The organism is Kribbella solani (assembly GCF_014205295.1).
GTDB lineage: Bacteria > Actinomycetota > Actinomycetes > Propionibacteriales > Kribbellaceae > Kribbella > Kribbella solani.
In genome coordinates this window covers 4,782,693-4,806,072 of the sequence record NZ_JACHNF010000001.1, presented here as the reverse complement: position 1 = coordinate 4,806,072, position 23,380 = coordinate 4,782,693, and the positions used below count along the sequence as shown (strand labels likewise).

Below are 23,380 nucleotides of genomic sequence, written 5' to 3'. Positions count from 1 at the left end.
CGGTCGATCGAGGCTGCAGCTCGTCGCCGTAGGGGAAGTGATGCGCAATGGACCTGTCGTTCCTCGTCGTCGTGGTGATCATCACCGCGTTGGTGTTCGACTTCACCAACGGGTTCCACGACACCGCCAACGCGATGGCGACCTCGATCGCCACCGGCGCCCTGAAACCCAAGGTCGCGGTCGCCGTGTCGGCCGTGCTCAATCTGGTCGGCGCGTTCATCTCCACCGAGGTGGCCAAGACGATCTCCAGCGGCATCGTCGACGACGCCAAGGTCACCGTCCCGGTGATCTTCGGCGGCTTGGTCGGCGCCATCCTGTGGAACCTGATGACCTGGTACGTCGGCCTGCCGAGCTCGTCGTCACACGCGCTCTTCGGCGGGCTGATCGGCGCCACCTGGATCGCCTCCGGGAGCAGCGCCGTGCACTTCGGCACCGTCGTGCAGAAGATCATCGTCCCGGCCGTCGCCGCGCCGATCGTGGCCGGCGTGGTCGCGGTGCTCGGTACGTACCTGGCCTACAAGATCACCGCGCGGGCCCGGAAGAAGACGGTCAGCGACGGATTCCGCGCCGGTCAGATCGCCTCCGCCTCGCTGGTCTCGCTGGCGCACGGCACCGGCGACGCGCAGAAGACGATGGGTGTGATCACGCTGGTGCTGATCACCTCCGGCAGCCTCGCCTCGGGCTCCCGGCCGCCGCTGTGGGTGATCCTCGCGGCCGGTACGGCGATCGCGCTCGGCACCTACCTCGGCGGCTGGCGGATCATCCGGACGATGGGGAAGGGCCTGGCCGAGATCGAGTCGCCGCAGGGCTTCGCGGCGGAGACAAGCTCGACCTCGGTGCTGCTGATCTCGTCGCACCTGGGCTTCCCGCTGTCCACTACTCAGGTCTGCTCCGGCAGCATCCTCGGTGCCGGTCTGGGCAAGCGGCTGGCCGAGGTGCGCTGGACAGTAGCCGGCCGGATGGCCGTCGCCTGGCTGTTGACGCTACCGGCCGCTGCGGTCGTCGGTGCGCTGTCCGGTGAGGTGGCTGACTCCGGGAACCTCGGTGTCGTGATCATCGCGATCCTGGCGGTTGCTGCTGGTGGTGCCATCTACGCGGCCTCCCGGCGCCGCCCAGTGACACCGGACAACGTCAACGAGTACCCCAGCGCCCCGACGCCGGCCGCGACGGCCGCGACGGTCTGAGAGGAGTACGGCGATGCACATCGACTGGAGTGCCCTGGGTGAAGTGGCGATCGTCAGCCTGGTCTTCGGCGTCGGCGTGGCGGTGCTGTTCGCGCTGGGGGTGAATGCGATGTCGCGGCGCGCGGTGGCGATCGATGCGAAGCGCCAGCCGTCGTTCGTCGACACCGGACTGGCTGCACTGTGCTTCGCGGCCTGTCTGGCAGCCGTTCTGTACGGGCTGTACCTGATCATCCCGCAATTCCACTAGCACTGGCGTATCAGCGGTTCCAGCGGCGTACAGCCTTGGCCACGTCCTTACTGCGGATCGACCCGAGGTTGTACTCCCACGCGGCCAGCAGCCGCTCGCCGAGTACCTCCGCGTCAAGGTGTGTACGCGGCCGTACCGCGACTGCCCAAGTGGCGGCTGCCGCGTGACCTTGCTGATGCAACAGGTGGTCGACCGTGGCTTGGATGCGGCTCGACTGGTCACTGGCAAGGCCATCTGTCGCCCACTGCTGCAGAATCGCCGGATCGTCGGCGGTCATCTGGGCCAGATAGGTCAACGGACCCCGCCAGAACCCCTTGCTGCCGATGGCGTCCAGCGTCTCCAAGGGGAACCAGCCGTTCTGGTTGCGCCGGCCGTTCACGGCGGACTCGATCTCGCGGGCGCGTTCGGCGGTCAGCCCACGGATCGCCCAGTCGACGAAGAACGCGCCGGCGTCCGGGATCTGCTCGGCCACCTGCGGCGCGACCGTCAGCGCCCCCGGGTCGAACAGGTGCAGCTCTTCTTCGCCGGAATCGAACCCGGAATTGAGCCCAGAATCGAAAAACACCGCTTCCCCCCGCCCGTTCGAATGCACGGGCCGCGACCGCCGGCCCGCCGAACAGACACCCCCCAGGTACCTGTTTCGTCAACGAGTGCTTTCGTACCCTCGGACCGCCCCGAGGGTCAAGGTCTTGTCCGCACCAGGCTCAGCGGCGGCGCTCGGCCCGCCGGGCGAGTTCCTCGCGGTCCAGCCGCTCGGCCTCCTCCGGCGTCGGCGCGCCGCCGCCGTACGCGGCCGGCAGCCACCAGGCGCCGGCCGGTTGCTCCGGGTAGCTCCGGATGGTTTCGTCGAGCATGCCGGCCATCGTTTCGCGCAGCCGCGCGGTCGCCTCGCCAGGGTCGTCCTCGCGGGTCACCGTGATCGGCGCGCCGATGCTGATCGCGATCGGGCGGTGCCGGGTGAAGTCACGCGGGTGGTCCTTGGTGAACATCCGCTGCGTACCCCACAGGATCATCGGCAGCACCGGTACGCCCGCCTCGGCGGCCATCCGCACCGTACCCGTCTTGAATTCCTTGAGCTGGAACGACCGGCTGATCGTGGCCTCCGGGAACACGCCGACGAGCTCGCCCGCCTCGAGGTGCCGGATCGCCTGCTGGTACGACGCCGCGCCGGCCTCCCGGTCGACCGGGATGTGGTGCATACCGCGCATCAACGGGCCCGAGTACCGGTTCCGGAACAGCACCTCCTTGGCCATGAACCGGACCAGCCGTTTGCTCGGCAGCGCGCCGTAGCCGCCGAGGACGAAGTCGACGTAACTGATGTGGTTGAGCGCGATCAGCGCGCCACCCGTGCGCGGGACATGCTCGGTCCCGGTGCGGCGGATCCGCAGATCCAGCACCGTGAAAGCAGTCTTCGCGAAGGCGATGACGGGCGGGTAGACGAGGTCTCGCATGTCCCGATTATGGTGGTTGCCGACAACTAGAGACCGCGGGAGCTCGCACCGAAGTGGGCTGAGAGGGCGGCTGGACCAGAAATCCGGCGCCGCCGACCGCCGAACCTGTCCGGGTAATTCCGGCGTAGGGAGCAGCAACATGGTCAATGTCAGCACCGGCCCGATCTCGGGGTCGGAGAAGATCCGTCGTGGCGAGCTCGGCGTACCGGCCCGGCGCGTCAACCTCACCAACGGCGAACATTTCGATCTCTACGACACCTCCGGTCCGTACACCGAGGCAGACGCGAAGATCGACCTGCAAGCAGGGCTGCCGCCGTTGCGGCGGGACTGGATCGCGGGGCGTGAGCCGCGTACCCAGCTCGGGTACGCCCGGGCCGGCGTGATCACCGCGGAGATGCGGTACGTCGCGGTCCGGGAAGGGCTCGATCCGGAGTTCGTCCGGGCGGAAGTCGCGCGCGGCCGGGCGGTGATCCCGGCGAACCGGTGTCACCCCGAGAGCGAGCCGATGATCATCGGGAAGAAGTTCCTGGTGAAGGTGAACGCGAACATCGGCAACTCGGCCGTCAGTAGTTCGATCGAGGAGGAAGTCGAGAAGCTCGTCTGGGCGACCCGCTGGGGTGCGGACACGGTGATGGACCTGTCCACCGGCAAGAACATCCACGAGACCCGGGAGTGGATTCTGCACAATTCACCGGTCCCGATCGGTACGGTCCCGCTGTACCAGGCGCTGGAGAAGGTGAAGGGCGATCCGGCCGAGCTGTCCTGGGAGGTGTACCGCGACACGGTGATCGAGCAGTGCGAGCAGGGCGTGGACTACATGACCGTGCACGCCGGCGTACTGCTGCGGTACGTGCCGCTGACCGCGCGGCGGATCACCGGGATCGTGTCCCGCGGCGGTTCGATCATGGCGGCCTGGTGCCTCGCGCATCATCAGGAGTCGTTCCTGTACACGCACTTCGCCGAGTTGTGCGAGATCCTGCGGGCGTACGACGTGACGTTCTCGCTGGGCGACGGGCTGCGACCGGGATGTATCGCGGACGCGAACGACGAAGCGCAGTTCGCGGAGCTGCGGACGCTCGGCGAACTGACCCGGATCGCCTGGGAACACGACGTCCAGGTGATGATCGAGGGTCCAGGGCACGTACCGATGGACAAGATCGCCGAGAACGTCCGGCTCGAGGAGGAGCTCTGCGGCGAGGCGCCGTTCTACACATTGGGGCCGTTGGCAACTGATGTGGCGCCGGCCTACGACCACATCACGTCCGCGATCGGCGCCGCCCAGATCGGCTGGCTGGGTACGGCGATGCTCTGTTACGTCACACCCAAGGAGCATCTCGGACTGCCCGATCGCGACGACGTGAAGACCGGCGTGATCACGTACAAGATCGCTGCCCACGCGGCCGATCTGGCCAAGGGGCACCCGGGCGCGCAGTCCTGGGACGACACGTTGTCGAAGGCAAGGTTCGAGTTCCGCTGGGAGGATCAGTTCAACCTCTCGCTGGACCCGGACACGGCCCGGTCCTTCCATGACGAAACCTTGCCGGCCGAGCCGGCCAAGACCGCGCACTTCTGCTCGATGTGCGGCCCGAAGTTCTGTTCGATGCGGATCACCGCGGACATCCGCGCGTACGCCGAGGAGCACGGGCTGACCTCGGCCGAGGCGGTCGAGGCCGGCTTCGCGGAGATGTCGGAGACGTTCCGCGCCGACGGCAAGAAGCTGTACCTGCCGATCGCCGACTGACCGCTCCGGGCCTGCTCCTGGCTCGCCCGGGAGCAGGCCCGGAGGGCGCTTTTGGTTGACTCTGGGTGAAATCGCCGCTGACGGAGTGGTCACATGTAGTGACGGACTGAAGCGATTCAGGTTCTGTCCTTCACTCTACGTGAATAAGGTTGTAGCCTTAACCCGTCGGAAGGAGGTGCCGGGCGATGGTGTTCGTCCTAACCGTAGATCAGCGCGGCAGCCGAAGCACGAGCGATCTCGTACCCGAGCTACTGAACTCCCTGAACCGCCGGCCGCGGTTGCCCGGACTGCTCCGCAAGTTCGAGCGGACCGCCGGCGACGAGGTGCAGGGCGTACTGTCGCAGGCTCGCGCGACCGTCGACGTGATCGTGGAGCTGCTGCGCGCGGACGCCTGGTACATCGGTCTTGGTATCGGCGACGTGGTCGAGCCGCTGCCGCGAAGTACGCGGGCGGGCAGCGGCGCGGCGTTCGTGTACGCGCGGGAAGCGGTGACCCGGGCCAAAACGAGCCCACATCCGGTGAACGTGGTCGGGCCGGACGTGAGCGGCGCCGAGCAGGTCGAAACCGTGCTGTGGCTGATGGCATCAGTGCTGCGGCGCCGCAGTGAGCGCGGCTGGGCCGTGGCGGATCTGTTGTCCGAAGGACTCACCAGGCGGGAGATCGGCGTGAAACTCGGGATCAGTCAGTCAGCGGTGACCCAGCGGGCCCAAGCGGCCGGCGTCGCCGAGGAGCAACGCGGCCGGGCGCTGGCCGCGGACCTCCTCGCCGCCGGGGCGGCCGCGTGACGGCGCTGATCCTTTCGCTCACCGCTGCCGGACTGATCCTCGCCGTACTGGCGTGGGTGCCGAAGTCCGGTTCCACTCTCGAAATCATCATCAGTGCGGTCATGCTTGCCTGTCTGGGCGCGGTTGGCGTGCTGCTGCTGGCCGAGGACGGCGTGGCCGGGTGGCCCGAGCGCTGGTGGAACGTACTGCTACTGCTGGCAGGCGGCCTGGCCGTCACCGGAGGCGGCCCACTGACGACGTCGGTGCTGGCACTGGCGGACCGGCGCAGTACTCGTGCCCAGTCGACTCAGAAGGCCGGTGAGGTGCTGCGGGGCGGCGCGCTGATCGGTGCGCTCGAGCGGCTCGCCGTGTACGGCGCACTGGTCTCGGGGTGGCCCGAGGGAATCGCGGTAGTGCTGGCCATCAAGGGCCTGGCCCGCTACCCGGAGCTGCGTAGTCCGGACCAGCCCGCGTCGGTGACACCCCAGGCAGTGGCGGAACGCTTCATCATCGGTACGTTCACCAGCGTGCTCTGGGCCGTCACCTGCGCGGGGCTGCTCCGCTCGCACTGATCCAGTACTGACCTCAGCCGCGGATGACGACGTCGTCGACAACCTTGTCGTGCCAGGTCTGCTGCTTGTCGTCCCACAACGGCCAGAGCACGTTCAGAACGCAGAGCTGGTTGAAGATCTGGGCACACACCTCGCGGCCCACGGTCTTGCCCGTACCGATCAGCTGACCGGTACGGGCGTCGACGATCCGCAACCCGGTCACCTTCTTGCCGAAGGACTGACCGGTACGGCCCTGCCGGACGATGCGGTTCCAGACCCAGACCACGAACGCCAGCACGAAACCGCCGACCATCGCCAACCCACCGCCGGGCCCGAGATCCTCCTTGTTGCCGTCGATGACCAGCGCGATCAGTACGCCGGCGATCGACGGGATCGCGGTCAGTAGCGCGTCGAGCAGGTAAGCGCCGACGCGGATCGGCCAGTCCGCCAGCCGGCCGGGAGCCACGTACTGATAGCCCTGACCGGGTTGTGGGTAAGGGTTGTAGCCCTGTGCCGGGTGCTGACCGGGCGGGAACTGTCCCGGTTGCCCAGGTGGGTACTGATCGCCGTAAGGCCCTGAGGGAGGGGTGGTCACGAGCGTCAGAGCTTGATGACGTAGGTGTTGTTGATCTTGTCCGCGAACGTCTGCCGCTTCTCGTCCCACAACGGCCACAGGTACCCGAGGTAGCAGGCCGCGCCGTCGAGGACGTGGGTGATCTGCCGCAGGAAGGTCTTGCCGGCGCCCAGCGGCTGGCCGGTGTCCGCACCGACGAGCTTCAGGCCGAGCACCTGCTTGCCGACGGTCTGACCGGTGCTGCCCTGGCGGATGATGATGTTCCAGATCGCCAGACCGAGGCCGACCAGGTACAGCAGGACGCCGAAGATCTGAACCACCGTGTTGTCTACGCTGGCGATCGCGGAACCCAGACCACACGGGACACCGATGATGACGGCGTCGACGAACCAGGCGCCCACCCGGTTCGGCCAGGCTGCCAGGTTGCCGGGGATTCCACCACCGAAGCCGCCCGGCTGGCCGTACTGCCCGAAGCCCTGCTGGTACGGCTGCTGCCCGTACTGACCAGGCTGTCCGGGCTGTTGCCCGTACTGTCCCGGCTGACCAGGCTGCTGGCCATAACCAGGCTGCTGTCCGTACCCGGGCTGCTGCTGGCCGCCGTAGCCGGGCTGCTGCCCGTACTGACCGGGCTGCTGCCCAGGCTGGCCGTACTGACCCGGTTGCTGTGGGTCTTGCGGGCCGTAACCCGGCGGTGGCGTCGGATTGCTCACGACGATCCCTTCTGTGTATTACGTGGAGGAGTGAGTTGCAGGCTAGTGGTCGGACGGATCAGACCTGTCGACGGATCCCACCGGCGGGGAGTTACCGTTGAGGGGTGAGCCTCTCCCAGAGCGTCGTCCTCCGCCCCACGGGTCCGGTCCGGCCGTTGGATCGACGAGTGTGGGGGCTGTCAGCAGTCGGCGTGGGTGGATTCGCGCTGGCAGGCGTGTATCAGCTGTCCAACCAGCGGATCGGCATCCCGTGCATCCTGCACGCCACCACCGGGCTGAACTGTCCGCTCTGCGGATCGACCCGGATGGCGGCCGCGCTGCTGCGCGGCGATCTGGACGCCGCGTGGCACTTCAACCCCGTGATCCTGGTGCTCGGCCCGTTGGCCGGTATCGCCCTCGGCTACCAGGTGCTCGCCTGGGCACTGGAGTCCCTGCGGCTGGTGCGCTTGCCCCGGCTGTCGATGAGCCCGCGCGCCGCGGACTGGCTGATCAAGGGCCTGATCGTGTTGCTGGTCGCGTACGGTATCGCCCGCAACCTGAACTGACAGCCGGGGAGCACTACTCAGTTGGCGTAACGCACGAAGTAGCTGATCGCCGAGAGCGCGATCGAAACCACGCCACCGATCCACGCGACCTTCGCCAGCGTGTCCGACTGGCCCTGCTCGCGGAACTTGCCCTGGGCAATCAGACCGAGCACGACCGACGCGATACCGCAGCAGAACCAGCAGACGATGCCGATGATGGCGAGCGTCTTCGGGGTGTTGTTCTGCGGCTGCGCGCCGTACCCGTAACCGCCCGGGCCCGGCTGACCGTACTGACCCGGCTGCTGACCGTAGCCACCTGGCTGCTGGCCATAACCGCCCGGCTGCTGCTGACCGTAACCGGGCTGCTGCCCATACCCAGGCTGCTGTCCGTAGCCCGGCGGCTGCTGCCCGTACTGCCCGGGCTGACCCGGGTACTGCTGCCCGTACTGCCCCGGCGGCTGCTGCCCGTACTCACCGGGCGGCTGCTGCCCGTACTGGCCCGGCGGCTGCTGCCCAGGCTGCCCGTACTCACCGGGCTGACCAGGCTGCCCGTACTGACCTGGCTGCTGCTGGCCGTACGGGTCGCTCTGGCCGTAGGGGTTCGGCTGTTCACCCGGAGTCTCGGGGGTGTCCTGCGGCCTGTTCTGGTCGTTCTGGTCGTCGCCGGGAGGAGGCGTCGGAGTGCTCACCGCGGTTCCCTTCTGAGAACGTCGAGGAATCTTCGCAGGCTATCTTTCCCAGCGGTTCACGGTCACGTCCCCACACCGGACCACCGGCCGGAAACGGGCACCGGCCGCCGCGACCACTCGTCGCGACGGCCGGTGCAAGGGCTATCAGACAGGCCTGTGAGACAGGGCCTACTGATCAGCCGAAGCGGCCGGTGATGTAGTCCTCGGTGGCCTTTTCCGCCGGGTTGGAGAAGATCTGCTTGGTCGGTGCCATCTCGATCAGCCGGCCGGGCTTGCCGGTCGCGGCCAAGTTGAAGAACGCGGTCTGGTCCGAGACCCGGGCCGCCTGCTGCATGTTGTGGGTGACGATGACCACGGTGAACTTGTCCTTCAGCTTCTCGATCAGGTCCTCGATCGCCAGCGTGGAGATCGGGTCCAGTGCCGAGCAGGGCTCGTCCATCAGGATCACCTCGGGCTCGACCGCGATCGCCCGGGCGATGCAGAGCCGCTGCTGCTGACCACCGGACAGGCCCGCGCCGGGCTTGTCGAGGCGGTCCTTGACCTCGTTCCAGAGGTTCGCGCCCTTCAGGGAGGACTCGACCACCTCGGTGAGCTTCTTCTTGTCCTTGACGCCGTTCAGCTTCAGGCCGGACGCGACGTTGTCGAAGATCGACATCGTCGGGAACGGGTTCGGCCGCTGGAAGACCATGCCGACGACCCGCCGGACCGCGACCGGGTCCACGCCGGAGCCGTACAGGTCCTGCTGGTCCAGCATCACCTTGCCCTCGACCCGGGCGCCGGGGATCACCTCGTGCATCCGGTTCAGGGTGCGCAGGAAGGTGGACTTGCCGCAGCCGGACGGACCGATGAACGCGGTGACCGAGCGGGGCTCGACCGTCATCGACACGTCCTCGACGGCCTTGAAATCGCCGTAGTAGACGTTGAGGCCGCTGACCTCGATGCGCTTCGCCATATCGACTCAGAACCTCTCGTGACTATTTCGACTTGATGGCGCTGTACCGGGCGATCAGCCGGGCCAGCAGGTTGAGGGCAAGGACCAGCAGGATCAGCGTCAGCGCCGCGGCCCAGACCCGGTCGGCCGCGTTCGGCAGCGCCAGCTCGGTCCGGTCCTGGTTGATCATCGTCGGCAGTGCGCCCATGAAGCCGTTGAACGGGTTCAGGTTGATGTTCTTCGAGTAGCCGACCAGGATCAGCAGTGGCGCGGTCTCGCCCATCACCCGGGCCAGACCGAGCATCACGCCGGTGACGATGCCACCGAACGCGGTCGGCACGACCACCTTCAGGATCGTCTTCCACTTCGGTACCCCGAGCGCGTACGACGCCTCCCGCAACTCGTCCGGTACCAGCTTGAGCATCTCCTCGGTGGAGCGCAGTACCACCGGGAGCATCAGCAGTACCAGCGCGAGCGAGACCGCGAAGCCGACCCGGTTGAAGCCGAAGATGGTGATCCAGACCGCGTAGATGAACAGCGCGGCGACGATCGACGGGACCCCGGTGAGGATGTCGATCATGAAGCTGACGACCTTCGCGATCCGGGTGCCCTTGCCGTACTCGACCAGGAAGACCGCGCCGAGGATCGCGATCGGTACCGCGATCACCGCGGTGATCAGGGACATGATCAGCGTGCCCATGATCGCGTGGTACGCGCCGCCGCCGGCCCGGCGGACGGTGATGCCGCGCTGCGACTGGCTCCACCAGTCGGCGGTCAGCAGCAGGTGGTACCCCTTGCTGACCACCGTGAACAGAATCCAGACCAGCGGGATCATCGCCAGCACGAAGGCGAGCACGATCAGTACGGTGGCCAGCGTGTTCCGGAACGCCCGCGCCCCGGACTTACCGCTCAGATCCAGCACCTTGCCGTCGTACGCGGGTTTGTTTTCGGCGATCGCGGTCATGACTCAGCTCCTTCGGCTGCGGTCGAGCCGGCGCGGCGGTTCCGGCGTGGCCGCTTCTTGCCGGGGGCGCTGCGGTCGACGATGATCCGGGCCGCGGAGTTGACCAGGAACGTGACCACGAACAGCACCAGGCCGGCCGCGATGTACGCGCCGGTCTTCTCCGGCGAGTCGAACTCGGCGGCGTTGTTGGCGATCTTCGACGCGAACGTCTCGCCACCGGCGAAGATCGACGAGTTCCACGGGTCGTTGCCGTTCGGCACCGACAGGATGATCAGCACCGCGACGGTCTCACCGAGCGCCCGGCCGAGGCCGAGCATCGACGCGCTGACCACGCCGGAGCGGCCGTACGGCAGGACCGCCATCCGGACCATCTCCCATTTGGTGGCGCCGAGGGCCAGCGCGCCTTCGCGGTGCGCGATCGGCGTCTGGGCGAAGATCTCCCGGCTGATCGCGGTGACCACCGGCAGGATCATGATCGCCAGCACCACCGAGGCGGTGAAGACCACGCCGACGTTGTCGCCGACCGGCTTCGCGAACACCGGAATCCAGCCGAGCGCGTCGGACAGCCCGTTGATCACCGGGAGCAGGATCGGGGCGAAGAACAGCGCGCCCCACAGGCCGTACACGATCGACGGGACCGCGGCCAGCAGGTCCACCGCGTGCGCGACCGGCGCGGCCAGCTTCTTCGGGGCGTAGTACGTGATGAACAGGGCCACCCCGATCGCGATCGGCACCGCGATGATCATCGCGATGATCGAGCTGACCACGGTGGTGTAGAAGAGCGCGGCGATACCGAACCGCGGGTTGTCGCCGCCCGGCTCCCAGATCCGGGAGAACAGGAAGCTGCTCTTGTCGTCGGCCAGCGCCGGAATCGCCAGCGCCAGCAGGAAGATGCCGACGAACGCGACGATCAGGACCACCAGGCCGCCGGAGCCGCGGGCCAGCCCGCCGAACAGCCGGTCACCGAGGTGACCGACCGCGCCGAGCTCGAGCTTGCCACCGGTCGCCGGCGGCTCGGTGCCGTCCGCGGCCGGCACCCCGGCGGTCTTGTCCGCCTGCTCGGCTTGCTCCTGCTCGGCGTGCTCTTCGGCCAGGCCGCCGAACCTCGGGGCCGGACCGGCGTCCTCGTGGACCAGATCCTCGATCTTTGCTTCAACGGCATCCGCCGCGGCCACCTGGTCCGCGGCCGTGCCGTCCGGCCGGTCGGGCGGTGCCGTGCCGTCTGGACTACTCATCGATGGTGCTCCAAGCGCCTGAGTCGTGAACTGTGACGTCGGGTCTGACGAGGCGAAGCCCCGGCCGTCCTCCGATGACTCGGGGACCGGCCGGGGCTCGCATCAGTGCTGCTTCGCGATCAGCTGATCGCCTGGATCGCGGCCTCGACCTTGGTCTGGATCTCGGCCGGGAGCGGCGCGTAGTTCAGGTCGGTCAGGGCTGCCTGGCCGTCCTTGCTGACGAAGTAGTTCAGGAAGCTCTTCACCAGCGCGGTCTTCTCGGCCGGGAGACCCTTGGTGCAGGCGATCTCGTAGGTGACCAGGATGATCGGGTACGCACCCGGGGCCTTGGTCGCGTAGTCGAGCTTCAGCGCCAGGTCCGAACCGGTACCGGCCGGCTTCGCGGCGACCAGTGCCTTGCCGGCGGAGTCGGTGGACAGCTCCACCGGGGTGCCGGAGCCGTTGTCGATCAGCGCGACGCCGAGCTTGTTGTCCACCGCGTACGACCACTCGACGTAGGTGATCGAGTTCTTGGTGCTCTTCACACCCTCGGCGACACCGGCCGACTTCTCCTTGCCGGAGCCGGTACCGGTCCACTTCTTGGCCGGCTCACCGGTCCAGGCGCCGCCACCGGAGGCCTTCAGGTACTTGGTGAAGTTCTCGGTGGTACCGGACTCGTCGGAGCGGAAGAACACCGAGATCGGCGCCGACGGGAGGGTGACACCGGCGTTCAGCTTGGCGATCGCCGGGTCGTTCCAGGTCTTGATCGAGCCCTGGAAGATCTTCGCGGCGGTCGGGCCGTCCAGGGTCAGCTTGCTGACTCCGTCGACGTTGTAGGCGATCGCGATCGGGCCGATCACCATCGGCAGGTCGACGGCCGGGTTGTTCGCGCAGCGCTTGGTCGCCGCGGTCATCTCGTCCGGCTTCAGGGCCGAGTCGGAGCCGGCGAAGTCCACCTGGTTCGCGTTGAACTGCTTGATACCCGCGCCGGAACCGGTCGGGTTGTAGTTCACCGTGACGTCGGCGCACTTCTCGTTGTACTTGCTGATGACCTCTTCGATGGCGTTCTTCTGCGCCGACGAGCCTTCGGCGTTCAGGGTGCCCTTCGGGCACTCGCCCCCGGCGGACGACGTCGAGGAGTCGGGGCTCGACGAGCCGGACGGCTGCGGGTCGCTGCCACACGCGCTGAGCGCGAGGACGCCAAGGGATGCCACGGCGACGGAGCCGACGCGGAACAGGCGATTGACGGACACGAGAATGTTGCCCTTCTGCGGGATCAGACTTCTGAACTTCCACAGACGGTAGGGAGAGCAGGTGACGCGGCGGTCCGTCGCTGGTGAACTGGCGGTGAACGGTTTCGGTAGCGTGCGCGACGGCTGGCGTGCCGACAGGCAGCCAATAGGTGAACTGAGTTAAGAGCGGTGACTCTGCGTATAAGTAAATGCGAATCCGCTCACGTTTTGGTAACGCTCAGCGCACTGACAACGTGAACGACCGGCTTCCGGTGGTCTGGATCGGCAACCCGTAGTACGTCATCCCCGGCACCGCGACACGATAGGACGTCGTAGTGCCCCGGCCGGCCGCGCGTACGTACATGACCGCCTTGCCCTTCGTGATCGGCACCGTCAGGACACTCCGCCAGTACTTCCCGTCCCACCGCTGCAACGCACCCTTGACGGTGCCACCCGGGCGTACGTCCACGGTCAGCTTCACCAGTTGGCCCACCTGTGCGGTTCGTACGTTGAAGCCGACCACCGCGAAGTTCGCCAGCGTGGGGATGTACCTGGACTCCGAGATCGCCTGCGCGGTGACGATCAGGTCGCCGTTGGCGTCTTTCCAGGACGGTGCGTAGAACCGGTACTCGCGACCGCCGACGGCGACCGACTCCGCCTGGAAGCCGACCAGGTCGTACGACGTGTAGCGCCCGGCGTACGCCCAGGGCTTGGATGCGCTCGCCCTGGTCTGCATGGTGAGCGGCACGCCGGAACCGGGGTAGATCCTGCACTTGCCGCCGAACTGACAGTCGAGCCCACCGGCGAGTCCCGAGATCGTCATCGGCTTACCGAAGACGCCGAAGCGCGGTACTCCGGAGAGCGCGAACTTCATGTCGGTGTAGTCGATCCGCATGGAGGGAGCTGAGCCCCACTCGTTCGTTGCCAGCACCCAGGTGTACTGCGGGTGCCGGCGAGCAGGTACTACCGCGGTCGTCGTACCAGCCTTGTACGGGAAGTACTCTTCCTTGTCGTCGAGGATCGACCAGATCTTCGCCCCGACGCCGAGCGACGACGCCGGCGCATCGAGTGGGTCGTTCGGCGTGGTGTCCGCGGGCAGTGGCGAGTTGGACCAACTGAGCCGCAACGATCCGTCGGTCTGCGGTACTGCGGCAATCAGCTTCGGCGCCGCAGGCACATTGGTGTCGAACCACGGCGAGTACGCCGGTGTGCTGTCGCCTGTCGTGCTTGTCGAGACCACTGCGATCCGGGCGATCTTGCCGGTCTGTACCGACCAGCGGTGGTTGAAGTCGTTGTCGGTAGTAGTCAGCCAGTCGCCTACGACTGTGCTGCCCTGGTACTCGATGCGCAGCTTGTTCGCAGCGCCGTCGTCCGTCCAGGTGACTCGCATCAGGCGGCTGGCCGCGTCGGACCAGCTGACCCGTACGTCAGCGGGACTGGTTGGCGTGGCAGCCCACGCCGGGACCTGGGTGCCGGCAAGCAGCGCCAATGCCGCGGTAGCGATCAGTGTCTTCCGCATCACCGCACCGCCAGCTTGAACGACTTGCTGCCGGTGGTTGCGATGGGGAGGCCGTAGTAGGTCATGGCGGGCACAGCGACGCGGTAGTACGTCGTGGTACCTCGGCCGGCCGCGCGTATGTACATGGTCGCCTTCCCTTTGGTTATTGGCACTGTGAGTACGCTGCGCCAGCTCTTGCCGTCCCAGCGTTGCAGGGCACCCTTGACCGTTCCGCCAGGGCGTACGTCCACGGTCAGCTTCACCAGTTGGCCGGCTCGTGCACTGGCCACGTCGAAACCGGCGGTGCGGAACTGTGCGAGCGTGCTGGATGAGCGCGCGGTCGTAGAGGAGGCGGGCGTCAAGGAGATGGCCTGCTGGCTGATGCTCTTGCGAGCCGGTACCCAGATCCGGAACTGCCGTCCGCCCACTGAAGTGATGCGCGTGGAGAACGGCCGTGTAGTGGACCCTGTGTACTTACCAACGGTCCGCCAGGCAGTACTGCTGTTCGCACGTGCCTGCAGCCAGACGGGGATTCCGTAGTCGGCCTGCTCGGCGCAGATGCACCAGTACTCGTCCAGCGAGGTGGTGATGGGTACATAGGTGCCGAACGTCGTCTGAGCCGGAACAGTCGTCCTGGCGGTCAAGTTGCCGACGATTACATTGCGGGCCGTCGGCTCATCCACCCGCTTGCCCGTCGTACCCCACTCGTTCCCAGTGGAGAGCCGGATCGACGCCGGTCGGCTGACCGCCGGCAGGATCGCCTGACTCGTACCTGGTGGGAGCGGAATGACCTGTGTCTTCTCACCGCTCTGGACCGTCGTCTTGAGCCACTCGTCGGAGTCAGGGCGGTCCAGCGGATCGCCAGGTGTGGTGTCCGCGCCGCGAACTGCCTGCTTCCAGGTGATCCGTACTGACAGGTCCGGCAGCAGCTCGGCGTCCTGGACGAACGGGTACGCCGGCGTCCGGGCATCGAACCAAGCAGTCGGAGCCGCTGCGCTCTCCACCGTCCCGTCGCGGGAGGTGACCGTCACTCGGACCCGGTCCTCGTCGAGCATGGCGCCGGGGATGACGAGCTCGTTGGGTTCGTCCGCAGTAGTCAGGTCGAGCAGCATTGTCTGGTTGCGATCGGGGTACTCGGCCCGGATGTAGTTCTGTTCGCCGCTGTCCTGCCAGCTGATGCGGAGCTTGCCGCTGTCCGTCCAGGCGATCTTGACGTCGGTCGGTGCGGCTGGTGCAGCCGCTGTCGCTGCGGAGGTGCTGATGGCCTGTGTGCCGGCCAACAGGAGTACAGCGCTCGTGGTGGCGACGAGCTTGCGCATGCGGGAATCCCCCAGGTGACGTGCGCCTGGCGGTCACCCCTGCCGACAGCGCGCGATCGAACGGTAGCGCACTGTCCGGCACCCGCGCGACAGTCAGCTGGAGAAGTCCTCCGGGGCGACGCTGTCCAGGAACTGACGGAAACGCTCCAGCTCGGCCTGCTCCTCCTCCGGAGTGGCGACACCGGCCTCGCGGAGCACCTCCTCGGTGCAGCGGATCGGCGTACCGAGCCGTACCGCCAGCGCCACCGAGTCGCTGGGGCGGGCCGACACCCGGGCGCCGTTGGCCAGTACCAGCTCGGCGTAGAACACCGAGTCCCGCAGCTCGACGATCTCGACCGCCTCGATCTCCACGTCGAACGCCTGGATCAGGTCGCGCATCAGGTCGTGGGTGAGCGGCCGCGACGGGCGCAGGCCCTGCTCCTCGTACGCGATCGCGGTCGCCTCGACCGAACCGATCGAGATCGGCAGGTAGCGGTAGCCCTCGGACTCGCGCAGCATCATCACCGGGGCCCGGTTGGGTGATTCCATCCGGATCCCGATCAGTGTCAGTTCTCGCATCATCGTCATGGTGCGCCCCGAACCTCTCCTCAGACCGGCACCCGGTGGGGCGCCGGCTCCTCGGGTAGGAACATACCCGTCACCTCCAGTGTCACCCGGCCACCCCGTCGGGTGTGCCTGGATCGTCACCGAGCCGTGTCACGGCGGACCGGTTCGGGTGTTTTACGGTGCGCTGAAGCGTTCGTGTACCACCCGGCCGTCAGCCAGCCGGTGCGCGACCAGGAACGCTCCGGTGGAGAACTTGCCCACTTTCAGACCGAGCTCCCGGGCCAGCGCGGGCAGTACCGGCCGGTGCGAGCAGACAGCAGTCACCTTGCCGGTCCGCCACGCTCGCTCACCCAGGCCGTGCAGTCCGTCCGGGGCGGCGTCGTACCCCCGCTCGGAGATCTCCGGCCAGAGGTGGATGTGCCGGTCGATCGCCGCGGCGTACGGCGTGACCGTGGCGACGCACCGCTCCGCATCGCTACTGATGATGCGGTTCACACCAAGAGCCGCCAGTACGCCGGTCAGTCGCTCTGCTACTTCAGCGCCGGTGCTGTTCAGCGGCCGGACGGCGTCCTTGCCATCCCAGTCCTTCCGTTTCACCGCCTCCGCATGCCGTACGACAACCAGCGTGGCCACTACCGGCACCACACCGTCCAGTGCGTCCAGGATGTCCACGTCACGTGGGTAGCTCAGCTTGCCGCGGGCCTTGTCCACCGGCAGCCAGCTGATCTCGTCCACTTCGTCGTTCGGCTCGAACTCACTGTCGTCAACCGGTACGGCTGACCAGTAGTGCACCAGCTTCTGCGCGGTCGCACCGTTCTTCCGGATGGTGTAGCGCTGCACACCGAGCGGTGGGCCGAGTACTACCTGCAGCCCGGTCTCTTCCTCGATCTCACGCCGCGCACCGAGCAGTACGTGCTCATGTGCCGTCAGCTTGCCCTTCGGCAGCGACCAGTCGTCGTAGCGCGGCCGGTGGACCAGCAACACCTGACGGGTGCCGCGGCGCTCCCGCCAAACAACACCACCCGCGGCGATAACCGTCGCCGGGAAGCTCATGCACGTCCTCGCTTCGCTCCGGGCGCGCATGAGGCACGAGAAAGGCTGTGCTTGATGATGAGCTCGCTGCGCTCACTCATGTTCTCACCCTAGGAACGTGCTCCGTAGCTAGCTGATGGGGTCTATCGCCCGGCGGCGGCCACGGGAACGGATCAGGCGTTCCTGCAGGTCACGGAGCGGCTCACCGTCCGGTCCGCTCAGTCTGGGCTGCCAGGAGTCGTCAGCCTGCAACCACCACGAACCGGTGCTGTCGTCCATCGCCAGGTCGAACATGTCGCTCAGCTCGGTGACATGGTCCGGCTCCTTCAGCTGCACCAGCACCTCGACCCGGCGGTCCAGGTTCCGGTGCATCAGGTCGGCGGACCCGATCCACACCTCCGGCTCACCACCGTTCGCGAACAAGAACACCCGGCTGTGCTCCAGGAAGCGCCCCAAGATGCTGCGTACCTGGATGTTCTCCGACAGACCCGGTATACCCGGCCGGAGCGTGCAGATGCCGCGTATCCACAGGTCGACGGGTACGCCGGCCTGTGACGCCCGGTACAGCGCATCGCACAGCGCCTCGTCGACCAGACTGTTCACCTTGATCCGGATCCGCGCCGGACGGCCCGCGTGGTGGTGCTGGATCTCGCGGTCGATCCGGTCCAGCAGACCACGCCGCACCGACTGGGGTGCAACCAGGATGCGGCGGTAGCCGGCGCTGCGGCCGAAGCCGGACAGGTGGTTGAAGAGCAGTGCGACGTCCTCCGTCACCACCTTGTCGCTGGTGAGCAGTCCGAGGTCCTCGTACAGCCGGGCGGTCTTCGGGTGGTAGTTACCAGTGCCGATGTGCGCATAGCGGCGCAGACCGTCTGGCTCGTCCCGCACGACCATTGACAGCTTGCAGTGCGTCTTCAGACCGATCACGCCGTACACGACGTGGCAGCCGGCATGCTCCAGCTGACGGGCCCACTTGATGTTCGCCTGCTCGTCGAAGCGGGCCTGGATCTCCACCAGTACCAGCACCTGCTTGCCGGCTTCAGCCGCATCGATCAGTGCGTCGACGATGGGGGAGTCACCGCTGGTCCGGTAGAGCGTCTGCTTGATCGCCAGCACGTGCGGGTCGGCGGCTGCTTGCTCGATGAAGCGCTGGACGCTGGTCGAGAACGAGTCATACGGGTGATGGACCAGTACGTCACGCTGCTTGAGCGCGTGGAACATGTCCGCCGGGTTGGCAGTCTCCACCTCCGCCAGATGCGGGTGTGTGGACGGTACGAACGCCGGGTACTTCAGCTCGGCCCGGTCCAGGCTGGCGATGGTGAACAGACCACGCAGGTCCAGCGGCCCGGGGAGCTCGAACACCTCTGCCTGGGTGACACCCAGCTCGGACAGCAACAGCGCCTTCACCTGCGGGTCGATCGACTCCTCGACCTCGAGCCGTACCGGCGGACCGAACCGGCGGCGCAGCAGCTCCTTCTCCAGAGCTGCCAGCAGGTTCTCCGCGTCGTCCTCCTCGACCTCGAGGTCCTCATTGCGGGTCACCCGGAAGGTGTGGTGCTGAATGACCTCCATCCCCGGGAACAGCTGGCCCAGATGAGTGGCGATGACATCTTCCAGCGGTACGAACCGGCCCTCCGCGACGTTCACGAACCGCGGCAGCAGCGGCGGCACCTTGACCCGGGCGAAATGCTCACCGCCCGAGCTGGGATTACGGACCACGACAGCCAGGTTCAGGCTCAGGCCGGAGATGTACGGGAACGGGTGTGACGGGTCGACCGCCAGCGGGGTCAGCACCGGGAACACCCGGTCCCGGAAGAACCGGGTCATGTCCTCGCGCTCGCTGTGCTCCAACTCGTCCCAGCGCAGGATGTCGATGCCCTGCTCGGTCAGCGCCGGCTGAACCGACTTCCGCCAGGTCTCCGCGTGCCGGTCCATCAGCTCCCGGCTCTTCGCCAGGCTGCGGTCCAGCACCTCACGGGGCAGCAGGCCGCTGGCTGCCTTCACCGCGACACCGGCCGCGATCCGCCGCTTCAGCCCGGCGACGCGGACCATGTAGAACTCGTCCAGGTTGCTCGCGAAAATGGCCAGGAACTTGGCCCGCTCCAGCAGCGGGATGCGGTCGTTCTCCGCCAGCTCCAGCACCCGCTGGTTGAACGTCAGCCAGCTCAGCTCCCGGTCCGAGAACCGGTCCGGGGGAAGATCGCCGGCCGCACTGATGTCGTACGGCGGCTCGACGTCGTACTCCCGGTTGTGGGATGCCAGCAAGTCTCCAGCCACGCTGACCAGGATCGCACCCTTTGATGAACATAGGGTAGCCGTCCGCGCGTTGGCCGATGTGACGTTTTCGTTGCCTCCGGACCACTACCGCGGCCATCGTTGCTAGCGTCACTCCTTGTGAACCCACGACTGGACTCGGTACTCCGCGACACGCTCACGGCCGTCCAGGCCAACGCGCTGACCCCGCTGTACGCCCTGCCCACCGCGGTCCGCCGCCGGCTGGCCGGCCGGCCGATCCAGATCGACGGGAACACCCTCGACCCCGAGATCCAGCTCATGCTCCGGCTGGAAAACTTGTTGCCACACACAACCAAAAAGGACGCCGCCAGCGCCCGCACGCACTTCCGCAACCTGTGCAAACTCATCCCCGGCACCCCACCCGAACTACAACGAGTAACCGACCTGACAGTCCGCGGCGCCGCCGGCCAACTAGGCGCCCGCCTCTACATCCCCTTCAACACTTCCCGCGCACCCGGTGCTCCGAGGACTTCGGATGCCGCGGGGACTTCGGGCCCGTCCGACACTCCGGGCGCCACCGGCGCTCTGAGGACTTCGGATGCCGCGGGGACTTCGGGCCCGTCCGGCGCTCCGGGCGCCACCGGCGCTGCAGCGGCTTCGGGCGGTTCGCCGGCGTCGCCGGCGTCGCCGGCATCTGGTGGTTCGCGGGGTTCTGGTGGTTCGCGGAGGCCGGGTGGTTCTCGGGGGTTGTTGGTGTTCTTCCATGGGGGCGGGTGGGTGGTCGGGGATCTCGACACCCACGACACGCTCTGCCGTGCGATCGCCGCCGACTCCGGCATCCGCGTCCTCGCCGTCGACTACCGCCGCGCCCCCGAGGCGCCCGCCCCGACAGCCGCCGAGGACGCGATCGCCGCCTTCACCTGGGCCGTCGACCACGCCGAGGACCTCGGCGCCGACCCCTCACTCGTCGCAGTAGGCGGCGACAGCTCCGGCGGCAACCTGGCCGCGGTCGTCGCCCAGCAGTGCGTACGCCGCGACCTCCCGCTGCCCGCGCTCCAGGTCCTCATCTACCCGTCCCTCGACCTGGTCGCCCGCCGCCCCAGCCGGGACCTCTTCTCCGACGGCTTCATCCTCACCGAGGCTGACATCATCTGGTACCGCGACCACTACACCCCCGACCCCGCCCTCCGCCCCGACCCGATCGTCTCCCCGCTCCGCGCCGGGGACCTGACCGGCCTCCCCCCGACGTACCTCACCACCGCCGGCTTCGACCCCCTCCGCGACGAAGGCAACGAGTACGCCGAGGCCCTCAAAGCAGCCGGCAACGCCATCACCCACGTCCTCCACCCCACCCTCCCGCACGGCCACGCCAACCTCCGCACGGTCCCCGGCACCACCCAAGAAGCCCACCAACACCTGACCAACCACCTCCGCACCACCCTCCAATAGCCCCTCACCGCACCTGGTATAGCCAACCGCGCCTCCCACAACAAGGAAGCCGACCTCCGCGCAACGCGTGCGGAAACCTCCCCCGCCGAACAGAACGCCGCACTGAGCCGCACCTCGCTGGCGCGACGAGGCAGTCGCCGTAGTCAGCGATCCTGACCCAGCACCTGTCCGTTCCCTGAGCGCATGACCGGGACGTCGTCCCAGCTCAGCAGCCCGTACGCGGCGTCGACCGTGGCTACGTACTCCGCCTGCGTCCCGTGCTGACTGCCGACACCCAGCAGAACCAGGCGCTGGTGTCGACCGATCAGCGTTCGGGGTCGACGAGCACAGGGATTGCCTCGTGGATGGCGAGCGGGGTGGCTGGGCCCGTGATCGGTACGGTGCCGGGTACGTACTGCCAGCCGGTCCCGGCGACGTTGTAGCGCGCGGCGTAATTGGTCGTGACCGTCAGTCTGACATTGCCGCGCTTCAGGTACTTGTGGATGATCTCTTTTCCGGGGGACGCCTTGCCCGGCGTACTGGTGGTGAGCGCGGGCGTCCCGTCGCCAAAGCGCCAGGTATAACTGATCGGCGTGGCCTGAACTTCCACCGGAAACCCCAGCAAAGTGACGGTCGTATCCGACACCTTGCTGTCGTCGGTGTAAACGTTGTTCTCAAAATTCACCAACGTACGATCCTTCGGCTGCACTTTCACGGTAAGCCCCGGAAAAACCACACTCTTGGTCTCCGCAAGCACCTGCTCCCAAGTAACATCCCGAGCCCGAACCCGAACCACCCCCGGCGGCAACGAACGCACCGCCCCCCGAGTCTCCCCCGGCACCACCGGCTGACACCGATTAGGCCCAGGCACAGTCCCATCAGCCAGCACACGCCCACAAATACCAATATTCAGCTTGAGGTCGTCTTCAACCGTCTGTGGCCGATTGTCCCGCACCTGCTTGTTGTCACGCTGGCGCTTGCCGCCGCTGGCCTGCGACGTATCTGAAGGTTTTGTTCCGTGACGTCTGATGATGCCTTTCGAGCTCGCTTGGATGCCTTCACGGATCGGGTTGACGATCACCACCGGCGATGAAGGCTTGGTGGCAGGTGCATGATCCTGTGCGCTCGCTGGAGCGCACGTGCTGGCTATCAGGCCTGCGGCCGTTGCCAGCATCAGACCGGCCGAGCGCGGATGCGATCTCACTGCGGTACCAATCGCATGGCGGACATGACCCAGGACCCCTGTTGGGGAGACAGCGTGAACTCGCGCTTGTACTTCCGCACCATGCTCGTCACAGGCTTCGCGGATGGGGAGTCCTTCGACGTATACGCGCCAATTGTCACGGTTGCGTGTCCACCCAGGAGCCCACCTTCTCCGCGGAAGAGATCCGGAACGTCATTCACGCGCTCGAAGTAGTCCCCGGTCAGACCCCCATTTGCGGCGTTGACCTTCGACACATAGTCCGCGTACAGCTTGCACTGGCTGCATTCACCTGTTGCCGCCGACATCATCGGCTCGCTGTCGCCAGTGGTGGAGGCGTAGTTCAGAAGGCTGACGTAGTACCTGACGAATGCTTCGCCAGCCGACAGGCTCAGACCTGTCGCTGTCTTCGGTCGCTGTGGAGCGGTGCCTGGTGTGCCTGACCCGGGGCTGCCTGGTGTGGCAGAACCGGTTGGCGACACAGGCGTTCGCGACGTGCTCGCCGACGTGGACGGTGGCGGGGCTGGGTTGGGGTGGCCGGCTTTGGGGTTGGGGGTGCAGGCGGTTAGGAGGGTGGTGGTTAGGCAGGCTAGTAGTAGGGCCTGGGTGGGGATGTTGCGGAATGTCACGGGTGTCTGCCCTCCGTAGTCGATTTGATCGTATCGGGAGGGTGGGGTGGGTCGATGCCAAAAGGTGCAGGCTGTGGATAACCCCGGGGTCGGTCGGCGGTCGAGTGGTGCGGGGGCGGTGGTCGAGTGGTGCGGGGCGGTGGTTGAGTGCTGCGGCTTGGTGGGCTGGGTGATCGGAGCGGTTGGGGGAGCTCGAGGCGATCGTCGCCGACATCGAGGACATCGGCGGGTGCTTGGGGGCGGGGAGGGGTGCCGCTGGGGAATGAACCAGGTGTCGGTGTGGGCGCGGCGCGAGTCGCTGTGCGAGGTGATGGGACCAGGAGCCGTCCGGCTGGGGGGTTAGAGGCTCGGGCGGCTCCTGGTTGGTGGTGGGACGGGTGGGGTGGGGAGTTATGACGCGGGGTGAGGGGGTGGATTCGCTGTGATGTCGTTCACAGGTGGAGGCGCGGACCTGCGCATTCGCTCGTACTGCTGACCGCACGGCCGATCGCCCCGGTGACCGCGGATGCGCCAAGCCGCCGAAGGGCGTGCCCGGACTGGGCTCGGCGGGGCAAGGTCACTCCAACTTGGGTTGGGTGTGGTCGTGCCGGGGTTGGGTCGGGCGTTGTCACATCCGGTTCGCGGGGGCGTGTTCAGGCCGAGACCCCGAGGGGTGCTCGCGTGGAGCTAACCGGGAGTGCCTGTGCCGAGCTGAGCGGCGAGGTGCTCGGGTGGAG

At 67.2% G+C, this 23,380-nt stretch carries 23 protein-coding genes; 7 read left to right on the top strand and 16 right to left on the bottom strand.

What is annotated here, in order from left to right; translation table 11 throughout:
- Positions 1–47: 47 nt before the first annotated feature.
- Both HDA44_RS21885 and HDA44_RS21880 read left to right on the top strand, forming a co-directional pair.
- A complete protein-coding gene (locus HDA44_RS21885; RefSeq protein ID WP_184837283.1) occupies positions 48–1,184 on the top strand; it encodes an inorganic phosphate transporter in 1,137 nt (378 codons plus the stop codon).
- 13 nt (positions 1,185–1,197) lie between these two features.
- Positions 1,198–1,431, top strand: coding sequence for a hypothetical protein (locus tag HDA44_RS21880; protein ID WP_184837281.1), 234 nt, complete (start codon positions 1,198–1,200; stop codon positions 1,429–1,431).
- A gap of 10 nt (positions 1,432–1,441) precedes the next feature.
- Here the strand turns inward: HDA44_RS21880 and HDA44_RS21875 are convergent, their stop codons facing one another.
- Together HDA44_RS21875 and HDA44_RS21870 are read right to left on the bottom strand one after the other, a co-directional pair.
- Positions 1,442–1,996: a hypothetical protein gene (locus tag HDA44_RS21875; protein WP_184837279.1), complete on the bottom strand. Its 555-nt coding sequence runs from the start codon at positions 1,994–1,996 to the stop codon at positions 1,442–1,444.
- A 139-nt stretch (positions 1,997–2,135) separates the two neighbouring features.
- Positions 2,136–2,882, bottom strand: a complete 747-nt coding sequence (locus HDA44_RS21870) for a lysophospholipid acyltransferase family protein (RefSeq protein WP_184837277.1) — start codon at positions 2,880–2,882, stop codon at positions 2,136–2,138.
- A gap of 139 nt (positions 2,883–3,021) precedes the next feature.
- On the opposite strand from HDA44_RS21870, the gene thiC reads away from it, so the two are divergent.
- The 3 genes from thiC to HDA44_RS21855 all read left to right on the top strand — a co-directional run bounded on the left by thiC (position 3,022) and on the right by HDA44_RS21855 (position 5,959).
- Complete coding sequence (thiC, locus tag HDA44_RS21865) at positions 3,022–4,623, top strand: phosphomethylpyrimidine synthase ThiC (RefSeq protein ID WP_184837276.1); 1,602 nt, start codon at positions 3,022–3,024, stop codon at positions 4,621–4,623.
- A gap of 185 nt (positions 4,624–4,808) precedes the next feature.
- Positions 4,809–5,408, top strand: a complete 600-nt coding sequence (locus HDA44_RS21860; protein WP_184837274.1) for a transposase — start codon at positions 4,809–4,811, stop codon at positions 5,406–5,408.
- Positions 5,405–5,959 carry a hypothetical protein gene (locus HDA44_RS21855; protein ID WP_184837272.1) on the top strand — a complete coding sequence of 185 codons (555 nt, stop codon included), beginning with the start codon at positions 5,405–5,407 and terminating at the stop codon, positions 5,957–5,959. The genes HDA44_RS21860 and HDA44_RS21855 overlap by 4 nt, the downstream gene beginning before the upstream one ends.
- A gap of 13 nt (positions 5,960–5,972) precedes the next feature.
- Here HDA44_RS21855 and HDA44_RS37450 read toward each other — a convergent pair whose 3' ends face one another.
- Together HDA44_RS37450 and HDA44_RS38645 are read right to left on the bottom strand one after the other, a co-directional pair.
- Positions 5,973–6,404, bottom strand: a complete 432-nt coding sequence (locus HDA44_RS37450; protein WP_337906232.1) for an RDD family protein — start codon at positions 6,402–6,404, stop codon at positions 5,973–5,975.
- Positions 6,405–6,538: 134 nt separating this feature from the next.
- Positions 6,539–7,222, bottom strand: a complete 684-nt coding sequence (locus HDA44_RS38645; protein ID WP_184837269.1) for an RDD family protein — start codon at positions 7,220–7,222, stop codon at positions 6,539–6,541.
- Positions 7,223–7,326: 104 nt separating this feature from the next.
- Here HDA44_RS38645 and HDA44_RS21840 point away from each other — a divergent pair, with 104 nt between their 5' ends.
- The gene (locus HDA44_RS21840) at positions 7,327–7,767 is read left to right on the top strand and encodes a DUF2752 domain-containing protein (protein ID WP_319038451.1); all 441 of its coding nucleotides are present in this window, start codon (positions 7,327–7,329) and stop codon (positions 7,765–7,767) included.
- A 17-nt stretch (positions 7,768–7,784) separates the two neighbouring features.
- Here HDA44_RS21840 and HDA44_RS36760 read toward each other — a convergent pair whose 3' ends face one another.
- The 10 genes from HDA44_RS36760 to HDA44_RS21790 form a co-directional block, all read right to left on the bottom strand.
- A complete protein-coding gene (locus tag HDA44_RS36760; RefSeq protein ID WP_202887487.1) occupies positions 7,785–8,435 on the bottom strand; it encodes a DUF4190 domain-containing protein in 651 nt (216 codons plus the stop codon).
- Positions 8,436–8,610: 175 nt separating this feature from the next.
- Positions 8,611–9,387: a phosphate ABC transporter ATP-binding protein PstB gene (gene pstB, locus HDA44_RS21830; protein ID WP_184837267.1), complete on the bottom strand. Its 777-nt coding sequence runs from the start codon at positions 9,385–9,387 to the stop codon at positions 8,611–8,613.
- Between the two features lie 22 nt (positions 9,388–9,409).
- Positions 9,410–10,330: a phosphate ABC transporter permease PstA gene (gene pstA, locus HDA44_RS21825; RefSeq protein ID WP_184837265.1), complete on the bottom strand. Its 921-nt coding sequence runs from the start codon at positions 10,328–10,330 to the stop codon at positions 9,410–9,412.
- A complete protein-coding gene (gene pstC, locus HDA44_RS21820) occupies positions 10,327–11,565 on the bottom strand; it encodes a phosphate ABC transporter permease subunit PstC (RefSeq protein WP_238352511.1) in 1,239 nt (412 codons plus the stop codon). Before pstC ends, pstA begins: the two co-directional genes overlap by 4 nt.
- 119 nt (positions 11,566–11,684) lie before the next feature.
- Positions 11,685–12,797: a phosphate ABC transporter substrate-binding protein PstS gene (gene pstS, locus HDA44_RS21815; protein ID WP_184837263.1), complete on the bottom strand. Its 1,113-nt coding sequence runs from the start codon at positions 12,795–12,797 to the stop codon at positions 11,685–11,687.
- A gap of 217 nt (positions 12,798–13,014) precedes the next feature.
- Positions 13,015–14,295, bottom strand: a complete 1,281-nt coding sequence (locus tag HDA44_RS21810) for a hypothetical protein (RefSeq protein ID WP_184837261.1) — start codon at positions 14,293–14,295, stop codon at positions 13,015–13,017.
- Positions 14,295–15,593: a hypothetical protein gene (locus HDA44_RS21805; protein ID WP_184837259.1), complete on the bottom strand. Its 1,299-nt coding sequence runs from the start codon at positions 15,591–15,593 to the stop codon at positions 14,295–14,297. The genes HDA44_RS21810 and HDA44_RS21805 overlap by 1 nt, the downstream gene beginning before the upstream one ends.
- A gap of 93 nt (positions 15,594–15,686) precedes the next feature.
- Entirely contained in the window at positions 15,687–16,160 is a 474-nt protein-coding gene (locus HDA44_RS21800) for a bifunctional nuclease family protein (protein ID WP_272956429.1), read from the bottom strand.
- Positions 16,161–16,313: 153 nt separating this feature from the next.
- A complete protein-coding gene (locus HDA44_RS21795) occupies positions 16,314–17,192 on the bottom strand; it encodes an NUDIX hydrolase (protein WP_184837254.1) in 879 nt (292 codons plus the stop codon).
- 108 nt (positions 17,193–17,300) lie between these two features.
- The gene (locus HDA44_RS21790) at positions 17,301–19,388 is read right to left on the bottom strand and encodes an RNA degradosome polyphosphate kinase (RefSeq protein WP_319038535.1); all 2,088 of its coding nucleotides are present in this window, start codon (positions 19,386–19,388) and stop codon (positions 17,301–17,303) included.
- Between the two features lie 177 nt (positions 19,389–19,565).
- Here HDA44_RS21790 and HDA44_RS21785 point away from each other — a divergent pair, with 177 nt between their 5' ends.
- Positions 19,566–20,855 carry an alpha/beta hydrolase gene (locus HDA44_RS21785; RefSeq protein ID WP_337906230.1) on the top strand — a complete coding sequence of 430 codons (1,290 nt, stop codon included), beginning with the start codon at positions 19,566–19,568 and terminating at the stop codon, positions 20,853–20,855.
- Between the two features lie 304 nt (positions 20,856–21,159).
- Here the strand turns inward: HDA44_RS21785 and HDA44_RS21780 are convergent, their stop codons facing one another.
- Together HDA44_RS21780 and HDA44_RS38965 are read right to left on the bottom strand one after the other, a co-directional pair.
- Entirely contained in the window at positions 21,160–21,918 is a 759-nt protein-coding gene (locus HDA44_RS21780; RefSeq protein ID WP_184837252.1) for a PKD domain-containing protein, read from the bottom strand.
- A 116-nt stretch (positions 21,919–22,034) separates the two neighbouring features.
- Positions 22,035–22,517, bottom strand: coding sequence for a DUF6318 family protein (locus HDA44_RS38965; RefSeq protein WP_420488541.1), 483 nt, complete (start codon positions 22,515–22,517; stop codon positions 22,035–22,037).
- Positions 22,518–23,380 lie beyond the last annotated feature (863 nt).

Excerpts from the sequence above, each read along its gene's own strand:
- HDA44_RS21885 (WP_184837283.1), top strand. The coding sequence starts at position 48 with ATGGACCTGTCGTTCCTCGTCGTCGTGGTGATCATCACCGCGTTGGTG.
- HDA44_RS21810 (WP_184837261.1), bottom strand. The coding sequence starts at position 14,295 with ATGCGGAAGACACTGATCGCTACCGCGGCATTGGCGCTGCTTGCCGGC.
- pstA (WP_184837265.1), bottom strand. The coding sequence starts at position 10,330 with ATGACCGCGATCGCCGAAAACAAACCCGCGTACGACGGCAAGGTGCTG.
- HDA44_RS21870 (WP_184837277.1), bottom strand. The coding sequence starts at position 2,882 with ATGCGAGACCTCGTCTACCCGCCCGTCATCGCCTTCGCGAAGACTGCT.
- HDA44_RS21795 (WP_184837254.1), bottom strand. The coding sequence starts at position 17,192 with ATGAGCTTCCCGGCGACGGTTATCGCCGCGGGTGGTGTTGTTTGGCGG.
- pstB (WP_184837267.1), bottom strand. The coding sequence starts at position 9,387 with ATGGCGAAGCGCATCGAGGTCAGCGGCCTCAACGTCTACTACGGCGAT.
- thiC (WP_184837276.1), top strand. The coding sequence starts at position 3,022 with ATGGTCAATGTCAGCACCGGCCCGATCTCGGGGTCGGAGAAGATCCGT.
- HDA44_RS21800 (WP_272956429.1), bottom strand. The coding sequence starts at position 16,160 with ATGACGATGATGCGAGAACTGACACTGATCGGGATCCGGATGGAATCA.
- HDA44_RS21860 (WP_184837274.1), top strand. The coding sequence starts at position 4,809 with ATGGTGTTCGTCCTAACCGTAGATCAGCGCGGCAGCCGAAGCACGAGC.
- HDA44_RS21805 (WP_184837259.1), bottom strand. The coding sequence starts at position 15,593 with ATGCGCAAGCTCGTCGCCACCACGAGCGCTGTACTCCTGTTGGCCGGC.
- pstC (WP_238352511.1), bottom strand. The coding sequence starts at position 11,565 with ATGAGTAGTCCAGACGGCACGGCACCGCCCGACCGGCCGGACGGCACG.
- HDA44_RS21880 (WP_184837281.1), top strand. The coding sequence starts at position 1,198 with ATGCACATCGACTGGAGTGCCCTGGGTGAAGTGGCGATCGTCAGCCTG.